This is a genomic window from Parafrankia elaeagni, assembly GCF_000374165.1.
In the GTDB taxonomy this organism is placed as follows: domain Bacteria; phylum Actinomycetota; class Actinomycetes; order Frankiales; family Frankiaceae; genus Parafrankia; species Parafrankia elaeagni.
In genome coordinates, this window is the sequence record NZ_KB893761.1 from 31,892 (window position 1) to 51,526 (window position 19,635).

General features: G+C 65.3%; 8 protein-coding genes. 6 read left to right on the forward strand and 2 right to left on the reverse strand.

Annotated features, from left to right (window positions below; all coding sequences use genetic code 11):
• Positions 1-60 precede the first annotated feature (60 nt).
• Together B207_RS0125995 and B207_RS0126000 are read left to right on the forward strand one after the other, a co-directional pair.
• Positions 61-1,686 (forward strand): (2,3-dihydroxybenzoyl)adenylate synthase, encoded by a 1,626-nt coding sequence (locus B207_RS0125995; RefSeq protein ID WP_018639600.1) that lies wholly within the window; start codon positions 61-63, stop codon positions 1,684-1,686.
• A 4-nt stretch (positions 1,687-1,690) separates the two neighbouring features.
• A complete protein-coding gene (locus tag B207_RS0126000) occupies positions 1,691-2,911 on the forward strand; it encodes an FAD-dependent oxidoreductase (RefSeq protein ID WP_018639601.1) in 1,221 nt (406 codons plus the stop codon).
• A gap of 72 nt (positions 2,912-2,983) precedes the next feature.
• Here B207_RS0126000 and B207_RS35690 read toward each other — a convergent pair whose 3' ends face one another.
• Positions 2,984-12,499: a non-ribosomal peptide synthetase gene (locus B207_RS35690; RefSeq protein WP_195905354.1), complete on the reverse strand. Its 9,516-nt coding sequence runs from the start codon at positions 12,497-12,499 to the stop codon at positions 2,984-2,986.
• A gap of 465 nt (positions 12,500-12,964) precedes the next feature.
• Between B207_RS35690 and B207_RS0126010 the strand changes: the two genes are divergently transcribed.
• Genes B207_RS0126010 through B207_RS0126025 form a run of 4 tightly spaced genes read left to right on the forward strand, consistent with a single transcriptional unit; the run spans position 12,965 to position 17,491 of the window.
• Positions 12,965-14,569, forward strand: coding sequence for an ABC transporter transmembrane domain-containing protein (locus B207_RS0126010; protein ID WP_230205227.1), 1,605 nt, complete (start codon positions 12,965-12,967; stop codon positions 14,567-14,569).
• Positions 14,566-16,329, forward strand: coding sequence for an ABC transporter ATP-binding protein (locus tag B207_RS0126015; RefSeq protein WP_018639604.1), 1,764 nt, complete (start codon positions 14,566-14,568; stop codon positions 16,327-16,329). Before B207_RS0126010 ends, B207_RS0126015 begins: the two co-directional genes overlap by 4 nt.
• Positions 16,326-17,183 carry a class I SAM-dependent methyltransferase gene (locus B207_RS0126020; protein WP_026311461.1) on the forward strand — a complete coding sequence of 286 codons (858 nt, stop codon included), beginning with the start codon at positions 16,326-16,328 and terminating at the stop codon, positions 17,181-17,183. Before B207_RS0126015 ends, B207_RS0126020 begins: the two co-directional genes overlap by 4 nt.
• Before the next feature lie 56 nt (positions 17,184-17,239).
• Positions 17,240-17,491, forward strand: a complete 252-nt coding sequence (locus B207_RS0126025) for a phosphopantetheine-binding protein (RefSeq protein WP_018639606.1) — start codon at positions 17,240-17,242, stop codon at positions 17,489-17,491.
• A gap of 76 nt (positions 17,492-17,567) precedes the next feature.
• On the opposite strand, the gene B207_RS0126030 is transcribed toward B207_RS0126025, so the two are convergent.
• Positions 17,568-19,418: a siderophore-interacting protein gene (locus B207_RS0126030; protein WP_018639607.1), complete on the reverse strand. Its 1,851-nt coding sequence runs from the start codon at positions 19,416-19,418 to the stop codon at positions 17,568-17,570.
• Between the last annotated feature and the right edge of the window lie 217 nt (positions 19,419-19,635).

Genomic DNA, 19,635 nt, shown 5'->3' on the forward strand with positions numbered 1-19,635 from the left:
GAGATGTTAGGGTAGGCTAACCTCTCCGGGCTGGGAGGCGGCTCCTCGAAGGGAAACCAATTGATCATCGAACCGCTGACCCTTGACGGGGTCGTTCCGTTTCCGTCCGAGACGGCAGCCAGGTACGTCGCCGAGGGATACTGGCGCGATCAGACACTGCCGGAGCTGCTGTTCGCCACCGCGGAGCGCTGTCCCGACAAACTCGCTGTCATCGACCGCAAAGCCGAGTTGAGCTATGCACAGCTCACGGACGAGGTTCTGCGCCTCGCTGCCGGCCTGCAGGATCTGGGGCTGAGCCGTGGCGACCGGGTGGTGGTACACCTGCCCAACATCTATGAGTACATTGCCCTCGTCTTCGCCTTGTGGGAGCTCGGGGCGGTTCCCGTCGTCGCTCCCATCGCGCACCGTCGTGCCGAGATCGAGCACTTCATCGAGATCACCGAGGCGCGTGCCTACATCACAGTCGCCTCGGACAGCGGCACCGATCTCGCTGCGATGGCTGCCGACCTGAAGCAGCGATGGCTTCATCTGGAGCACACCGTAGTACTCGAACGTGATGGCGGCGGGGCTGAGTACAAGGCGTTGCAGTCGAAAGGATCGCTCGAGCACGCGCGACGGTGCAGCCCGCAGGACGTCGCTCTGTTGCAGATGTCAGGCGGCACGACGGGCGTTCCGAAGCTGATGCCGCATACTCATCAGACGTACGGCTACGCACTGCGGCGAAGCGTTGGGGAACGAGGCATCACCGAGCGCACCGTGCATCTGCTGGTCATACCGATCTGCCACAGTATGTCGACGCGTTCGCCCGGATTTCTCGGTGCGTTCAGCGTGGGAGCCACCATTGTGATCGCACCGAACGGCAGCCCCGATGCGGCGTTCCCGCTGATCGAGAAGCACGGGGTGACCCGCGTTTCGCTGGTACCTCCGATCCTGCTGGCCTGGCTGAACTCCTCGCTCCGCAAGTCCTATGACATCTCCAGCTTGAAGGTGCTCATGTGCGGCGGCGCGAAGCTGAGCGAATCAGTGGCGGATCGGGTCGAGCCGGAGTTCGGCGTGCAACTGTCGCAGAGCTTCGGGATGGGAGAGGGCCTCGTCGTCAGCAATCCTGCCGACGTCGATCGGGCCACCAGCGTGCGATACCAGGGTCGGCCGGCCTCAGCGGCCGACGAGATCCTGGTCATCGATGACGAGGGCGACGAAGTGCCACCCGGCGCACCCGGTCACTTGCTGACCCGAGGACCGTCGGTGATTCGCGGATACTACCGCAACCCCGAGCAGAACGCGCTGGCGTTCACCAGCGATGGTTTCTACCGCACCGGTGACATCGTCGAGCGGGACGAGCGCGGGTTCATCAGAGTCGTGGGACGGTCGAAGGACCAGATCAACCGGGGCGGCGAGAAGATCGCGCCCGAGGAGCTGGAGAACGCGCTGCTCACTCATGCCGGCGTCCACAATGTCTCCGTCGTCGGCGTCGATGACGAGGTCCTCGGCGAACGTATCAAGGTGTACCTGATTCCCCGGATGCCGGAGAGCGCGACCGAGCTCACTCTGGGCAAGCTGCGCCAGTTCCTGCGCGACAAGGGTCTCGCCACGTTCAAGCTCCCCGATGTCGTGGAGGTCGTCGACGAGTTCCCGTACACAGCGGTCGGCAAGGTCAGCAAGCGTCTGCAGCGCGAGCAGAACTAGACGCATGTCGAACAAGACCACACGTGTCCTCGTCGTGGGTGCGGGCCCTGTCGGAATGGTCTGCGCGCTGGCGCTGAATCGGCGCGGTATCCCGGTGACCGTTCTCGAGTCCGAGCCGGCACCGGTGCAGGACCAGCGCGCGGCGACCATCCACCCGAGCACACTGGAGATGCTCGACGAGCTGGGCATAACCGAGAAGGTCCGGGCGCACAGTCTGCTCTCGAGCACCTATCGCTTCCACGACCGGCCGACCGGAGACGTCGTGGCGGAGTTCGATCTCGGCCGGCTGAAGGACGAGCTCCGGTTCCCGTACGTAATGCAGTACGAGCAGTACAAGCTGACCGCTTCGATCGCCGAGGAATACGCCAACGAATCCGACTTTGACGTACGGTTCTCCCACACGCTGACCGGTCTGACCGAAACCGCAGACGGCATCGAGGCGGAGTACACCTCACCTGCCGGCACAGAACGTATGCCGGTGGCCTATGTCGTCGGCTGCGACGGTGGCCGATCGACGGTTCGCAAGCTCGCCGGCATCGAATTCGAAGGATTCACCTATCCGGAGCGGTTCATCAAGATCGCGACCAGCTTCGACCTGAGGACCGTCAAGCCGGATCTGGCGCTGCGCAACTACTTCTCCGACCCCAATGAGTGGGCCAACGTGTTCAAGGTGCGCGGAGAAACGCCCGAGGGGCTCTGGCGAGTGATTCTGCCGATCGGTCACGACGAGGACGATGACACCGCGTTGTCGCCGGCGCGCGTCGAGGAGCGGCTGCAGAAGTTTCTCCCGAAGGCCGGCCGATACCACGTCGAGTACCGCAACGTCTACGGAGTCAATCAGCGCGTGGCCGCGACCTTCCGTAAGGGGCGCATCCTGCTCGCCGGCGACAGCGCGCACGTCAACAACCCGATCGGCGGCATGGGCATGAACGGCGGCATCCATGACGCCGTCAACCTGACGGAGAAGCTTGCGAAGGTGATCGCCGGTGAGGCCGGCGACGACCTGCTCGACCTTTACAGCCGCCAGCGTCGCCATGCGGCGGTGAACTATGTGCAGGCCCAAACGATCGCCAACAAACGGCTGTTGGAAGAACGCGACCCCGAGGTGCGTCGGCACAACCTCGACGAACTGCGCCGCACCGCCGAGAAGTTCGACACCGCGCGGGCCTACATGCGCCGCGCGGCCCTGTTCGACAGCCTGCAAGACGCCGCAGCCATCGCCTGAGGAACTCGATCTCGGGTTCGCCGAGTCTGGTGCAGCACGACGCTCCGTGCTGCACCAGACAACGAAATTCGATCAGATGGTCAACAAGTTCGTCAGCAGCGGACCCCATTTCAGCAGACCGGAGTCGGGCTCGATGATGGACTGGTGGTCTTCGTCTTCAGCGACGAAGAACGAAAAGTTGGTCAGGTGATTTTCCCATCCCAGCGCATCCTCGCGGCCCAGCTCCGCCACTCGGGGCACGTGAGTCGCGGATGACGCGATCACGAGCGTCTCGATGTCGAGAATGCCCTGTGCCGGCACGGACGTCAGGACATCACAACGACGGCCGGCCGTCTCGACAGCCTTGAGTTGCTTTGCGTCGGCGAGCAACTCGTTGAACGCCTCCTCGCCGAAGGCTTTCAGCATCTCGTCACGCATCGACTCGGCAGATCCCGGTCGTACGACGAGCTCCGTCGAGTTTTCCGAACCGGCCGGCATGGCATCCACGATCACCAGGGGGCCGACGCGTTCCCCTCGGGAGAGAAGCTGGCGCGCCACGGCAAACATGATGTGTGCGCCGTATGACCAGCCCAGCAGTTCGTACGGTCCGGCTGGCTGCAGCCCCTGGATGACGTCGGCATAGGTCGAGGCAAGGTCGTCGATATCATCGAACTCGATCTCCAGGCCGATCATCGCCGGATCATCGATCCCGACCAGCCCGACCCCGTCCGGGAGGTATCTCGACAGTTCCGCGTACATGAACGAGGCGCCGAACTTCGGGTGCGCGCAGAACAGCGTGCGGCTGTTCAGGGACTGAGTCAATCGGGTCGCAATCGCGGTGATATCGACCTCGGGATCGGCGCCCGGCTGCATCTTCAGGTCGACCACCGCACTCAGCTCGCCGATCGTCGAAGCGGTGATGACGTCTCGCATCGCTATGGTCACGGAGAACGCGCGATTCATCTGTGACGCAAGCCGCATGGCCGCAAGCGAATGCCCGCCCAGTCGGAAGAAGTCGTTTGCGGCGCCCAGGACCAGTTCCTCGTCGAGGTCGAGCACAGTACGGAAGATCGCGGCCACCGCCAGCTCCGTCTCCGACTCGAGTGCCCGACCCGAGCTGACTCCGGACGCGGCCACGTCAGCCGCGGGCAACGCCCGGCGATCCAGCTTCCCGGTCGGAGTGAGGGGGAAGGACTCCACCGGGACAAGGGCTGCCGGGACCATGTAGTCGGGCAGGTGCCTGGCCAGATGGTCACGCAGCGACTCACTGATGTCGAGGTCCGCGGTCGTGCTGTAGTAGGCAGCCAGTTGTAGCCCCGTGGCATGCTCGAAGGCGACCACTTCGGCGCGTGTTACCTCGGGGAACTTCTGCGCCACGTCCCGGATCTCGTCCGGTTCGATGCGATAACCGCGAATCTTGATCTGCTCGTCGGCGCGGCCGAGGTAGTCAATCATGCCGGCTTCGTTCCACCGGGCGAGATCTCCGGTGCGGTACATGCGTTCTGCGGGTTCCCACGGGCAGGCGACAAAACGTTCGGCGGTCAGCGCGGACTGGCCCCAGTATCCGCGTGCGGTTCCTTCGCCGGCCAGGTAGAGCTCGCCGGCGACACCGGGAAGGGTAGGTTGCAGGTTCTCGTCGAGGATGTAGGCCCGGGTGTTGAAGATCGGCGTCCCGACGCTCGAGTTGGTGCTGTCGGCCAGGTCGGCGCCGAGGGCGTTGATGGTGTACTCGGTAGGTCCGTACAGGTTGTACGACTCGACTCCGGGGGCGCCGCGCAGCTGTTGCCAGAGCCGGTCGGGGACAGCCTCGCCACCGAGGGAGACGAAGACGACACCGGGCGCATCGGAAGACACGGATTGGCCGGCCGGCCGGTCTCGCTCGAGCAGCCCTTCTTCGACCAGCAGTTGCCCGTAGGACGGGGTCACATCGAACCCGTCCATACGCACCTCGTCGTAGTGGGCCAGCAGCCGCTGATGGTCGCGTCGCATCTCCTCGTCAATGACGTGAACCTCATGCCCGTTCAGGAGCCAGAACAGTTGCTCCCACGAGGCATCAAAGGAGAAGGACGTCGTGTGCGCGATCTTCAACCGGCGCCCGCGCTGGTGGTCCACCACCCGATCGAAGATCTTCTCGACGTGATTGAAGTACATATTTGTCAGTCCGCGGTAGCCGACGGCAACTCCCTTGGGCCGTCCGGTGGTCCCCGAGGTGAAGATGATGTACGCGAGGTTGTCGAGCGAGATCTGCCCACCTCGTTCCGCTGCCGTGACCGGAGCTACGGCAAGCTGTGCGAGGCGGTCCACCGTCGTTGCGGAATCCAGGTTGATCACCTTGCCGACGGTGCCGGCGAGCCGATCCACGTCACGGCCGGTCACCAGAGTGACGGTCGGTTCAGCGACCTCGAGCATGTAGCCGATCCGTTGGTCCGGCAGTTCAGTGTCCACCGGGACGTAGGCAGCTCCGATGACGAACACCGCGAACATCGCGATGACCGTGCGCTCGTCGCGCGGCAGCAGCAGTGCGACCCGATGTTCTGGGCACACTCCCTCTGCAAGGAGCAGGCGGGCGTAGCTGTTCACCTCGGCGAAGAACTCCGCAAAGGTGAACTGGCGATCGCCGGCGACAAGCGCCGTCTCCGACCCGGACAGCAGCACCTGCCGGTGCAGCAGCTCGGCGACCGTGACCGGTTCGATGTCGCGGATGAGATCAGCGGCGATACCCGTGTGCGGGGCAGTCTCGTCCGGCAACAGGGCGGACAACATACCAACGGGCTCGTCGAGCCGGCGAACAAGAGAAGCGAGTATCTGGACGTAGCGCTTGAGCAACAGCTCCGCGGCCGGGGCATCGAACATGTCCCGGCGGTAGGACAGGCGCACATGCACGGTCGCCGCGCCGTCGCGTTCTTCTGGGTCGACCGCGAACGTCACTGGGTAGTGCGTCGCGTCATCGACCTTTGCGTCGACGACCTGCAACCCGGTTGTGTCCTGCCCCGCGGCCTCGCCGAGCGGCATGTTCTGCACCACGAACAGCGTGTCGAACAGAACAGGAACGCCTGCATTGATCTGGATCTGTGTCAGAGCGGCCTGCGGATGGTCGATGACGAGCAGCTGCTCGGACTGGACCTGGGCGAGCACCTGCCGAGTCGTTTCGAACGGGGGCAGAACCACCCGCATCGGGACCGTGTTGAACAGCAGCCCGATGATTCGGTCAGCGTCGGGCAACGACGGCGGCCGACCGGAAACCGTGTTACCGAACACAACGTCGTTGCTGCCGATGAGCCGGCTGAGCACGATCCCCCAGGCAGTCTGCAGCAGGGTACCCACCGTGACCTTGGCGTCCCGTGCGGCACCGAACACCATCGCGGCCTCTGCCGGGCTGAGGTCGAGGTGAAGTTCACCGGTCTCGCTCTGCGCATCACCGAGGTCGACGAAGCCAGGGCACAGCAACGTCGGACCAGTCAGTTCCGCAAGGTAGCCGTCCCAGGCACGATAGGCGGCAGCGGGATCCTGGTCGTCGACCCAGTCCAGGTAGGAGCGGAAAGACGCCGGTCGCACGCGATCGACGTATCCGTCATCGGCGTAGATGCTGAGGATTTCGGCGAGCAACGCGTTGATGGACCAGCCATCCAGCAGGATGTGCTCAAAACTCATGACCAGTGTCCACGCCCGGTGGCCGTGTTCGAGCAGTGTGAACCGGATCAGCGGCGGGACCTCGAAGTCGAACGGCTCACCTCGCTCGGCCGCCAGGAACTGCTCCACATCGACCCCGAGGCCACCCCACTCGTCCAGTCGGATGACCCGCACCGGGACTTCGACACCGGCCGGGATCACCTGTACGTCCCCGGGAGGGACGAACGCTGCCTGGAGGTTGGGGTACCTCTCCATGGCACTGGCGATGGCGGTCGTCATCCGCTCGGGGTCGAGATCTCCCGCAATCTGTCGGGTGATCTGCGCGACGTAGGTGTTGTGGTCGTCGGATTCCTGGGACCGCAGTAGATGGTAGAACAACCCGCGCTGCAGGGGGGAAAGCGGAAGGATCTGGGCGTCGTGCCCGTAGCGAGCTCGGATGGATTCCTCTTCGCCGGGCGTCAACGTGACCCGGTCGGCGCGACGCAGCGTGAATGGCTCTCGACGCTCGCGGCCGGCGGCAGGAACTCCAGCTCCGGCAATCTCTTCGGAGATGACGGCGGCCAGTGCCTCGGCGTTGACATCAACGGTGTCCGCCGACTCCACCCAGACGCGGACGACGCAGTCATCGGGCCCACGACCCGCGATGAGGACATGGATGTCGAGTCCATCCCCCGGTACGCCGACACCCGCAGCAGGCTCGGTGATCAGCTCCGCGTTGCTGCGGAACACACCTACACGGATCCGTGGGATCGGAAGATCATCGAAGAAGCGGCTGAACCGGGGGTGCCCGGCCAGCGCGGCATATTCGGCCGCTCGCTCCGGGCTCAGTCCGATGACATCACCATCATCAAGCAGCACGGGGAATCTACGCGCCATCAGGGGACCGTCGGACTCGTGGAGCTCCACGAGCAGATCACCTTCAGCGATCTCGGTCAGGGCCTTGGCCACGGCCGCCAGGACAACGGACCGCAGCGAGGTCTGGTCTGCGGCGGGAGCCGCTCGTCCAGCTGTGGTGCCTGATGCTCCTGAAGCTACCGAGTCACCTCGCTGCCGCAGCACAGTGGCGGTCGCATCAGCGAGCTGATCTACCCAGTCCTCCCAGAACGGATCGTCAAGGACAGCCGCCAGTTCGTCGTCCTTGTATCCAGACGCGGCCCGAGTGGACGTGACGACGACCATCGGAATTTTTGCCTGATATGCGGCGACCAGCTCGGTGAGCTTCTCCCTGACCGCATCCAGCATCGCAGGATTGCCGGTCTCGGCGACCAGTTCACCGGCGCCGCTGTCGCGGATCGCCAACCGCAAGGCGAGGCTTGATCCCGACAGGGCGTGACTGACGTGGTCGATCGCCGCCCGCCAGAGCGGAGCCACGCTGATGTCGAAATCTTCAAGCGGCAGCTGGAAGCGGCGAATGTCACCGACGTTGTTGTCGGCTTTGATCCGGCCCTCGTCACCGGCACGAACGATCTGGGCAAGTTGCCTGACCGTCAGATCCGGATACTTGGATCCAAGTACGAGGAAGCGTGCCGTGCTCCGCAACAGTCGTGATGTGGTTTCCGCCGAGAACAACTCACGGGCCGCGTTCAGATTCATTCCGAACGCGCCGCTGTCAAGTCTTTCGATACTCGACACGAGATCGAACAGCGCAGGTTGGGATGCCAGCGGGCCATCCGCAGTGGTCGAGGCGTAGTTGGTGAGCGGTGACTCCGCGCCCGAATCTCCACCGCGATCCACGTAGGCGGCCATCACCTGGAAAAGCGGACTGATCCCAACCCGCCGCAGCGGGTTCACCGCCTCGACGACGTGCTCGAACGGAACGAGCTTGTGGTCAGCAGCTTCGAGCATGCGATCGCGGCAACGGAGCAGCGTCTGCGCGAACCCGGTTGCGGCATCGATGTCGACGCGCACCACGACGGTGTTCACGAAATACCCGATGAGGTCCTGCAACTCGGGCTGGTCGCGCAGACTGGCCGGGGTGCCGACAGGTACCGTGTCGTCGGCACCTTCATTCCAGAGCGCCAGGGAAAATGCCGCGATCAACGCCTGCAGTGGTGTTGCCCTGTGCTCGACCATGAATTCGTCGACCGTGGCTGTCTCATGGCTGGTGAGGGACGTGGTGGCAGGTCGTATGGTTCGTTTTTCGGATTTTTCGCGTGGCTGGTCGAGGGGTAGGACGGTTTCCGTCGGGAGATCTGACAGTGTGTCCTGCCAGTACCGCAGGTCCGCCTGATAGCGAGACTCCGGATCTTTACGGCTGCCCAGCACATGTCGCTGCCAGACCGCGAAGTCGGCATACTGAATCGACAATGGTGCGACTTCTGTGGAATTGCCGGAAGCCGATTCGAGATAGAACTTGTTCAGCTCGTCAACGAGAATCACAAAGGAATCTGCATCGATAACCATGTGATGCCCGTAGGCTACCAGCACATCGCCATCGGAATGACGCAACAAATGAAACTTCAGTCCGAACTCGGAGGTGAAGTCAAGCGGCAGTGCGGCAACCCGAGCGATCTCGTCGCCGAGCGGCTCGGGGCCGACGTGTTCGACCTCCAGGACCTTGGTGTCGTCGTCGGGTTTCGCGCAGATGACCTGGCGGAGCGATGAGGTCTCCTCGTCCGGCACGAGGATCGTATGCAAGATCTCGTGACGAGCGACTACCCGGCGTACCGCCGTTGCCAATGCATCCAGATCGAGCCGCACGCCTGCTTGCAGCACGATTTCAGTGCGATAGATCGAACGCCCTGCGATCTGCTCTGTGAACCAGAGTGCTTGTTGTCCGTATGAGACTGGTAGGGCGGTGGGGCGTGGTAGGTCGCCGATGCGTGTGCTGGATGTCTTGGTGGTGGTGGTGGTGGCGGTGGTGGTGTCGGCGATGTGGGCGAGGTCGCTGATGCGGGGGTGGTCGAAGACGTCGCGGAGTGTGAGTGCGGTGCCGAGTTGTGCGTTGGCGCGTGCGACGACGCGTGTGGCGAGTAGTGAGTGTCCGCCGAGGCGGAGGAAGTTGCTGTCTACGCCGAGATCGGTGTCGTCGGTGAGGTGTAGTACGTCGCGGAAGATGGCGGCGAGGGTGATCTCGGTGTTGGTTTCTGGTGGCCGGCCGTGGGCTGTTTCCGTGCCGAGGTCTGGTTGTGGGAGGGCGTGGCGGTCTAGTTTCCCGTTGGCGGTGACGGGGAGTCGGTCCAGGTGTGTGAACGTTGCGGGGATCATGTAGTCCGGCAGTGATTGTGTCAGGTGTTCGCGGAGTGCGTCGATCGGTATTGTGTCGGTGGTGCTGGTGGTGGTGATGTATGCGGCGAGGTATTTTCCGCCGGCGGGGTGGTCCAGGGCGGTGATGACGGCGCCTGATACTGCTGGGTGTTGTTCGAGGACGGCGCGGATTGCGCCGGGTTCGATCCGGTATCCGCGTATTTTCACCTGGTCGTCGTTGCGGCCGAGGTATTCCAGCTGTCCTTGGGAGTTCCATCGCACGACATCGCCGGTGCGATACAGCCGTGTGCCGTTGTTACTGAACGGATCAGCCACGAACCGGTCGGCGGTCAGGCCCGCGCGTGCGACGTATCCGTGGGCGAGTTGCACTCCGCCCAGGTAGAGCTCACCTGCGACACCGGCCGGTACTGGGCGCAGCCACGCGTCGAGGACGTGCGCTGTGGTGTTCGTGACCGGTGTGCCGATGGGGGTGTTGTCGGTGATGATGGCTGCCGTGCCATCGCCGGTGACTTCGGTTGAGCCGTAGAAGTTGTGGAGTGCTGCCTGTGGCGTGGTGGTCCGCAGGGTGGTTGCGGTGCCGGGGGTGAGTGCTTCGCCGGAGGAGACCCAGGACCGGATCGTGGTGAGCGATGTGGGTGCGTCGTCGTGGCGGACGAGGACGTCGGCCAGGCTGGGCACGGTCAGGAGATGGGTGACGTGGTGTCGGGCGATGGTGTCGAGCAGGCCGGCTGGGTCCTGCGCGGTTTCTGGGGGCACGACCACGGTTCGGGCACCGGCGATCATCGGCCCGAACAGCTCGGTCACGGCGTCGACGAAACCGACACCACTTTTCGAGAGCGCCACACTGTCCGGTGTGTAGTCCAGTACCTGTTGACCCCAGGTGAGGCGGTTCACCAGGCCGCGGTGCGAAACGGTGACGCCTTTCGGGTTGCCTGTCGTTCCTGAGGTGAAGATCACGACGGCTGCGTCAAGGTCGTTCAATGGCCGTGTCAGAGCAGGGGCGGCTTCCTGGCCGGTGGCCAGCCGTCGCTGTACTTCGTGGTCGTGGATCCGCAGTGCTGGTGTGCGGTGTTCACCCAGTACGTGTCGATGCGTTTCTGCGGTGTGCTGGTCGATGATGACCAGCGCGGGTGTGGCGTTGTCGATGATGTGTTTGACGTGTTCTGTGGGGTATCCCGGATCGATCGGTACGTAGGCCGCTCCCACGCGGATCACTCCGGTGAGTGCCACGACCAGGTCGACCGAGCGCTTCATCGCGATCGCGACGCGGTCCCCGACCCGCACGCCCTCATCGATCAGGAGGTGAGCGACAGCGTTGACCTGTGCATCGAACTGGCTGTAGGTGAGTTCGGTGCCGTCGTCGGCGACGACCGCGACCGCGTCCGGATCGGCCGCGACCCGGCGGCGCACCAGCGCGTCCACCGTTACCGACGCGCCTACCGTCGCCGGCGCGATATCAAATGTCTCGCCTTGCGCCCACGACGGATCCGGGCCGTCGGTATCGGGTGTGAATCCGGCGCTCAGGTCGTGCAGGGTTCGGGCCGGGGACCCGTCGAGGACGGCGTTGAGGAAACGGCTGAAGTGTTCGGCGTGCAGGAACGGATCGCTCGTGGCGGATCCTGTGGATAGCTCTAGCCGGATTCCGGTGTCGGGGTGGCGGTAGATCGCGAGGTCGAGTGATCCGACCGGGCCGGTGCTGATCGTTTCGGAGACCGCGGCGGTGTCGCCGAGGTGCGGTGTTGAGTCGAAGAGCCTGATGTTGATTGTTGGGAGTGTGAGGTAGGAGGCTTGGCCATCTGGCCAGAGGCGGGCGATCTGGTGGTCTTCGACGGTCGTGTGGCGCCGGGACGTCTTCAGCTGGTTCGCGACGGTCTCGAGGATGTGTTCGAAGGTGTGGTACGGGCGGATCTCGGTGACGACCGGGATCGCCCGTGAGATCGCGCTTGGTGTTTTCAGTGATTCGCGGTCGTCGCGCATCATCAGAGGAACCCGGACCGCTACACAGTCACGACCGTCGACCAGAGCGGTGTAGACGCCCCACAGCGCGATCAGGGAATCGGTCCAGGAGACCCGTGCGGTGCGGGCGACCTGCTGAACCTTCGAGTAGGTGTCGTCGGGTATCGGGACGACCACGGGCCGACTGGAGGACACGAAGACCTCGGACAGGTCTTCCGCGTTCCCGTGGCCGGTCTGCTCGATGCCGAGGATGCCACTCCAGTAGGCGACACCTTCTTCGGTCCTGGAACCGCTGGAGTTCCTGGCGTCTGTGACGGTCTTCAGGCTGCCGAACCAGCGGTCCGGGACCGCGTCGCCGGCGTGCGTCGCGGAGTAGACCTCGGCGACGCGGCGGATGAACAGAGAAATGCTGTAGCCGTCAACGAGCAGGATGTTGGTGATCAGGATCCATGCCCAGGTGCCGCTCTCGCGGCGTATCAGGGTCGAGCAGGTCGTCGGTTCTCCGGTGGTGGCCGGTGGTCCGGTGAGTTGTTCGCGGGCCAGGACTCGGATCTGGTCGTCGCCGTGCCCGGCGTCGATGATCTCTGTGGTGATTGTCGTGGTGGTGTCGACGTACTGGAAAGGGACACCGTCGTCGTCACTGAAACGTACCCGCAGCGCGTCGGTCTCGGTAAATACAGCACTGACCGAGGACGCGAACAGCGTCGGATCGACCGGGCCGTCCAGCCACATCAACTGGCCCGCGCAGAACACCGATGAGTCGGGGGCGAGCCTCCGAGCCACCCAGTTGCCTCGCTGGCTCGCAGTCAACTCCACACGATCGGAAGCTGTCAACGGAAGCACACCCACCCCTCTTGAGACCAGATCGAGCCGACCGAGGCAACGATCACTACACCCTCAACGAAGGGTAGGTTAACCTTGCCTCATGCCACCACCCATACCGCCGCCCGACCGAGGAGAGGTCTTCATCAGGTACGACAAGCGTCTCGCGACGACGGCCTGTCGGTGTTCGATCCCGGGCAGGTCGTTCCAGGATGAGGAACTCTCCGGAGCCCGGCAGCGGCGAGCGTGGGTGGCTGCGGCGCTCACGCAGCGCACTGACATCCTGCTGCTGGGCACGGACCGGGGGCGGCCATGAGGAACGCCTCACACTCCGACCCGTCGGGGCTGGGGCGGGCACCTCTGGCCCGTCGGTTGCCTGTGCTCTGGCAGGCACCCACCGATCCGCCCGAGGTCCAGCCGTTCGAGGTCGGCCCGGGGACCACGGCCGGTCGATTCCTGTTGCACGCGATCCTCTCGGTGCCGCGGGTCTCCGTTCCCGCGGCGCTGACCTCGGCCCTGTGGCAGGTGGGCGAAGCCGCGGTCCCAGTGGTGATGGGCCTTGCGATCGACCGGGCGTTGGCAACCGGGAACGCGGGGCAGTTGGCGCTGTGGCTTGGCGTACTGGTGGCCTTGTACATCGTGTTGACGGTGGCGGCGAAGTTCGCCGTCCAGCTGACCGCGTATGCGATACAGCTGCTGCAGCACCGACTCCGGAGCACCCTCTCGACCGGCGTACTGCATCCGGTCGGCGGCAGCGTCCACGCGCCGGGCGGCGGCGTCGTCTCGGTGATGACCAACGACGTCGCCCGCATGGGGAACGGGGTCCAGCTCGTGATCATGCCGATCGCGAGGATCACGACCATCGGATTCATCGCTGTGTCGCTGTTGACGACGCACTGGCTACTCGGGCTTGCGGTGCTGGTGGGGGCGCCGGCGGCGGTGTGGTTGATGGGCATCCTCAGCGAGCGGCTGTCCCGGGACACCCGCGAGTACCAGGGACTGCTGGCCACCACAGTCGGACTGGCCACGGATGTCGTGGCCGGCTACCGGGTGGTCAAGGGGATACGCGCCGAGGACGAGGCGACCAGAAGGTACCGGCAGGCAAGCCAGGAGACGCTGGTCGGCGCCAAGCGCAATGCCGGACTGCTGGGGGGCTTCCTGATGGGCTCCGGTGTGGTCACCGGCACATTCGTCGCAGGGGTGATGGGGCTGGCGGGCTGGTTCGCCGTGGACGGGCGGCTGAGCATCGGCGAGCTGATCGCCACCGTCGGCCTTGCTCAGGCGCTGCTGCCGCAGATCCAGTCGATCGCATACGACTCCATCCCCAACCTCGCCGGATCCCGCGCCGCGTCCGCGCACATTCTCGACGTGCTCAGAACCGACGTCGCCGTGACGCCCGAGCCTGACGAGGTGGCGCGGCCGGTGGTTCTTCAGCAGCTGCCGGTGCTGGAGGTGTCGACGCCCAGCGCGACGATCCGGGTAAAGCCCGGCGAACTCGTGGGAGTGCGCACCGACGACCTGACTGCTGCCCGCGTCGCCGAGGCGCTGCTGGATCCGCGTGGGTCTGGCAGCGAGGTGGAGGTGCGGCTGGACGGGATCGCCGCGCGGGAGTTGACCGCGCAGGAGTACCGTTCCTGGGTCACGCTCACGCCACACCGAGTCATGCTGTTCAGCGGAACGATCCGCGACAATCTCACCACCACTGCGGCCGCCCCCGAGCTGGTGGCAGCTGCGGTGCGGGCTGCGGCATGCGGTGATTTCGCCACCGATCTCGACCTCCCGGTCGGCGAGGACGGCAATCGCTTCTCCGGCGGCCAGCTCCAGCGACTCGCGCTTGCCCGCGCCCTGGCCAGCGACGCGCCGGTGCTCGTGCTGCATGACCCGACCACGGCGGTCGACTCGGTCACCGAACACACGATCGCGAAGCGGCTGCGCGACGTCCGCGCGGGCCGCTCGACCCTGCTGATCACCTCGTCACCCGCGTTGCTGGGCAGCTGCGACCGCGTCGTCGACCTGCTCGCGGAGGCAGCGGAGGCACCAGTGCACGCAAGGACAACATCATGAGCGGGGCATCTGCGGCAACCGGGCACGCGCTGCCGGTCGCGGGCGGCGGGGAGACAGCCAGAGAGGTGTGGCGGCTCAGCCGCGGGCACCGGCTCCGGCTCGTCGCTGTCGGAGTGCTGGGGATAGTCAGCACCGGCATCAACGTGATCCCGGCCTTGATCGTCGGTTACCTCGTCGACCGAGTGCAGGACGGTACCGCTGACTCCGGCACCGTGCTGACGGTCACGGCCGTCATGGTGCTCTCGGCAGTTCTCGGCGCGGTCGGCACCGCGGTGACGATCGTCATGGCCACCCGCGTCTACCACACCATCCTCGCCGCGCTGCGTGAACAGCTCGTGGGCCGCGCCATGACGCTCCCGCAGCACATCGTCGAACGCGCCGGGACCGGGGACCTGATCTCCCGGACCAGCGACGACGTCACCGCCGTAGCCGATGCCGCACCCGCCGTGATCCCCGCGCTCACTGTCAGCGGGTTCTCCATCGTCGCGTCGCTGGGCGGGCTTGCGGCACTGGAATGGCCGTACGCCGTCGCGTTCGCCGTCGTACTGCCCGTCTACCTACTCGTCATGCGCTGGTATCTCCGCGTCGCTCCGCAGGTATATGGCGCCGAACGTGCGGCGATGAGCGCGCGGGCACAGCAGATCCTCGAGTCCCAGCGGGGCTACGCGACCGTACTCGGGCTCGGGCTCACCGAGCAGCGGCACCACACGGTGATGGCCACGTCCTGGGTTGTCGCGGTGCGCACACTCCGCGCGCGCACCGTGATGGCCATGCTCAGCCTCCGCCTGAACCTCGGGGAATGTCTGAGTCTGGCCACCGTCCTCATCGTCGGCTTCGTCCTGATCGATGCGGACGCATCCACCGTCGGCGGCGCCACCGCCGCGACGTTGATCGTCCTGCGTCTGCTCGGACCGCTCAACGAGCTGCTGTACGTCGTTGACGACCTCCAGTCGGCCCTCGCATCGCTCAGCCGCATTATCGGGGTCGCCACCATCCCGGAGGAAGCGGGCGAGCTGACAGCGACAGCGGGCACGGGCATCGCCGTGCGGCTTCACGAGGTCGCATTCAGCTATGACGGCGGCCCCCGTGTGCTTGACAACCTCACCTTTGACGTCCCCGCCGGTCAGCGCGTCGCTGTGGTCGGCGCCTCCGGGGCCGGCAAGACGACGCTCGCCGGCGTCATCGCCGGCATCCACCTACCCGACACCGGGGCGGTGGCCCAGCCCGTCCGAACTACGTTGATCACCCAAGAGACGTACGTGTTCGCCGGCACCCTGCGGGACAATCTGACGCTCGGCGCCCCCAGCGCCACCGACCACGACATCCGTGCAGCGCTGGACGCCACCGGGGCGGCCGGTCTGCTCGACCTGCTGCCGGACGATCTCAACACGATCATCGGGACCGGCGGGCATCCGCTCACCGATGCACAGGCTCAACAGCTCGCCCTCGCCCGACTACTGCTCGCCGACCCGGAACTGGCGATCCTCGACGAGGCGACCGCCGAGGCCGGCTCCACCCATGCGGGGTTGTTGGACCGTGCCGCCGAGGCGGTTCTGCGTGGTCGCACCGGGTTGGTGATCGCGCATCGCCTCTCCCAGGCCGCCACCTGTGACCGGATCATCGTCATGGAGCACGGCCGGATCATCGAGACCGGAACACATGACGAGCTGGTCGCCGCTGGTGGCGTGTACGGCGGGCTGTGGAGCGCGTGGGAGGCCGGGCGGAGTATGAACAACAAGTCCGGGAAGGACTACTCATGACGGGAAATATTGTCGGCACGCCGGACAACACAGCGGTACGGACCGCATTGTGGCGCGCCCTGCACACACAGGTGGACGAGCCGCCGCACGTCCTTGAGGACGTGCTGGGTGCCCGGCTGGCGCAGGACGACGACGGATGGCGCGAGCGCAAGGACATGGTCCCCGGCGACTCGCGAGGAAAGCGCGCCACGGTCGTCGGGCGGGCGCGGTTGACCGAGGAGCTGGTGGCGCAGGCCGCGAGCCGCGGCGTGGGTCAGTACGTGATTCTCGGCGCAGGCCTGGACACCTACGCCCAGCGTCATCCCGATGCGGGGTCGACCATGACCGTCTTCGAGATCGACCAGCCGGAGACGCAGGGATGGAAGCGGAGCCGGCTGATCGAACTCGGATATGACATCCCTGACTGGTTGCGCCTGGTCCCGGTCGATTTCGAAGCGAATGACGACTGGTGGGATCGGCTGCAGGCGGCGGGATTCGATACCTCACGTCCCGCGGTGGTGTCCTGGCTGGGGGTCACCATGTATCTGACCGAACAGGCCACGATGGCGACCCTCAAGCGGGTGGCGAGTCTGCCATCCGGCTCCTCGCTGATCCTCACGTTCTTCCGTCATATCGAAGATCTCGCACCCGAGGACGTACAGATTCGGCGAGCCTCCAGGGAGGGTGCTCGGCGGGCCGGTACGCCGTTCATCAGCTTTTACACTCCCGACCAGATCATCGAACTGGCACGACAGGCAGGTTTCGCCGATGCCGAACACGTCTCGGCGGCCGACCTGGCCGATCGCTACTTCGCGGGCCGGGCCGACGGCCTGCGGCCGTACAGCGGCGAGGAAGCGCTGATCGCCACCGTGTGACACAGCCGGCTGGAACTGTCAGAAGAGGTTGGGCAAGCAATGAACGAGGAGTCCCGATGAGCCTGAACACCGAGCAGTTGATCGCCGATGTCGCCGACGTGTTGTACCTCGAACCCGCGGAGATCGACTACGAGTTGAGCCTCCGCGACCAGGGGATGGACTCGGTGCGCCTCATGGATCTGGTGGAGCGGTGGCGCACCGCGGGGGTGGACCGGATCGACTTCATCACCCTGGCCGAGGACTCGCGACTGGGTCACTGGATCGAGGTCATGGAGAAACTCCAAGCTGGTGACGAAGTGGCTTCATGACCCTGCGGTAGGGGCGGTCGCCGGGCTCGTCGTGGACGACCCGGCCGGACCGCTCGGTGGGCCCATCATCCTCAGGTCACGGCGCCAGCACTCGCAACGTGTTACCCCACCCCACGAGCGACGTCGCGATCACTTTCAATCCGGCGTCGGCGATGACCGCCTCCAGTTCGTCCTCGGTGCGGTATCCAGACCCGTGGAGCGTCAGGCGCAGAATATCGAGTTCTGCGTCATGTTCATCCAACTCGTCGAGATCGAAGGTGTCCTCCACCAGTAGCACCCGACCACCGGGGCCCAGGCTCGCGGCGGCCCGCTGAAGAATGAGCTTCGCCTCCGCGTCACGATGTTGTCCGAGCGTGTCGATGATCAGCACGGCGTCCGCGGATTCGGTCTTTTCGAACACCGACTGCTCGACAATCCGTATACGGTCGCGTCGCGTCGCATCTGCAATGCTCATCGGAATGTCCCTGCGGAACCAGTCCGCCGCGGTGGGGAGCGCCACGATGGTCACCGTCGCCTCCAGATGCCCCGCGGTGAGGTAGTCGGCGTGGACCACTGCGCTATCTGCGTGGACAACCATCTTGCCGACGCCCTCGAGCACGGGTGACTTCGCGAGCGGCTCGGCGAGTACCTGCGCGAACCGGGACCTGTTCTCCAGATGCTTGTTCTCAAAGGTCGCATCGCTGCGGAGGGCGTCCCAGTCCTTGCCGGTCACCGACTCCAACACCGGATGATCGTGGCGGACCGCCGCTTCAAGACCGTAGAACGCCTGCGACATGCGGAATTCGACCCCGCCGGAAACCAGGTGATCGAGCGCGGACTCGTCGGTCAGAAACTCGCCGGTCTCACTGAGCCTGTATTCATCGCCTTCTTGTTCCAGGAGTCCGATCGCCTGCAGGTACCGCAGGAACTTCGCCAGGGAGCGTTCGTTCGCGCCGGTGTGCAGTGCGAGCGCCGGTATGGTGCGCACCCCGCGGCTGATGCAGTCGGCGATGCCGAGATTCGCGGCCGCCCGAATCGCCAACGGCGGAAGCAACTCGGACATCTCGTGGAACTTCCCGAAGGCCTCGTCGTTGCGCTCGGGGTCCGGCATGGCGGGGTCGTCGTCCAACGCCACAACCTCTGCGCGCCGCCAGTAGCCGGTGAAGTCGATGTCGGACCTGTCGACACCGCGTTCCTCGATGAGATGCCGCCGCAGATCGCGTACGACGGACTGTTCCCCGGCGAGCCAGGCGAACATCGAGCCCTCTCGCCAGCGGGCCTCGCGTACCGCCTGTAGCAGCAATGGCCTGGATCCCGCTGCCAGGCCGTCCCGCACGACCCAGGTCACCTCGACACCGGGACGTGCCGGGAAGTCGATCCGGTGCGACTCCTCGGCCACCTCGATGTAGACGTCGGCCTGTGCTTCGTCGGGCAGTTCCCCGAGCAACCGGCCGATCGCCGGGATGGCCGTGTCGTCGCCGACAACGAGGTACCAGTCGTAACCTTCGGGCCACCTGGTGGAGGTCGAAGGCCCCCCGACGTGGAGGCGATCACCGGGGTTCGCCCGGTACGCCCACGTCGTCGCGACGCCCACACCGTGTTTCACGAAGTCGATGTCGAGTTCGCGAGCCTGCGCGTCGTGACGTCGTACCGTGTAGACCCGCCACAGCGCCGGAGGGGCGGCCGGCCACCTGTACTTGCCGTCCTTGTGGACCGGGAGCACCGGCTCGCTTTCGCCAGGGTACGGAAAGATCAACCGAACATTGTCGTCGAAACCCTCGCTGGCAAACTCGGGGAAGATCGTGTCGTCGCTTCCGGTAAACGATCCCAGCTGATCACCGGTCAGGGTCACACGGCGCAGCCCGGGAGTGATATCGACAACCCGCGCCACCTCCAACTCCCGCAGGACAATGGTGTGTACGACGGTCGGGCGGGCGTGACGCGGCACGGCGACTCCTCTTCGAGCAGGTGGCGTACCGAAACTCGGTGTGCCAGTAGTCAGATGTCAAAGCTTAGCATTGCCTAACATAAGAGCGTGTCTTGTGCGGCTGCTCTGGGTGCATATTGATCGAGAATATGATGGAGAGCAGCCCTGCCGGGCGGCTGGTCCCGGGCGAGTTCGGGGTGCCGATGCCGACGGCGACGGCGACGGCATACCGCCCGGT

Coding starts and splice junctions, on each gene's coding strand:
- B207_RS0126000 (WP_018639601.1), top strand. CDS start 1,691: ATGTCGAACAAGACCACACGTGTCCTCGTCGTGGGTGCGGGCCCTGTC.
- B207_RS0126015 (WP_018639604.1), top strand. CDS start 14,566: ATGAGCGGGGCATCTGCGGCAACCGGGCACGCGCTGCCGGTCGCGGGC.
- B207_RS0126020 (WP_026311461.1), top strand. CDS start 16,326: ATGACGGGAAATATTGTCGGCACGCCGGACAACACAGCGGTACGGACC.
- B207_RS0126025 (WP_018639606.1), top strand. CDS start 17,240: ATGAGCCTGAACACCGAGCAGTTGATCGCCGATGTCGCCGACGTGTTG.